Below are 228 nucleotides of genomic sequence, written 5' to 3'. Positions count from 1 at the left end.
GTTCGAACACAATTGATGGAGCGATCACAAGCGTTAAAGATGCAGCTACCAAAGCGAAAACGACGGTTACAGCTGGAGATAACGTTGTTGTGACCCCAACGACGAATGCAGATGGTTCAAGCAACTATCAAGTATCGACAGCGAAAGATGTGAACTTCGACAAGGTGACTGTAGGAAGTGTAGTTGTTGATAAAACAACGAACACGATCAAAGGTCTGAGCAACACGA

1 protein-coding gene is annotated in these 228 nt (G+C 44.7%); it reads left to right on the top strand.

The features are described 5' to 3' along the window. Window positions 1-228, top strand: a 228-nt coding sequence (locus F3J02_RS18830) for a hypothetical protein (protein ID WP_167251637.1), incomplete at both ends; no start/stop codon positions are given.

Source organism: Acinetobacter sp. Tr-809 (assembly GCF_011753255.1).
Taxonomy (GTDB): Bacteria; Pseudomonadota; Gammaproteobacteria; order Pseudomonadales; family Moraxellaceae; genus Acinetobacter.
The sequence above is the reverse complement of the archived record's forward strand: the minus strand, read 5'-3'. Positions and strand labels throughout refer to the sequence as shown.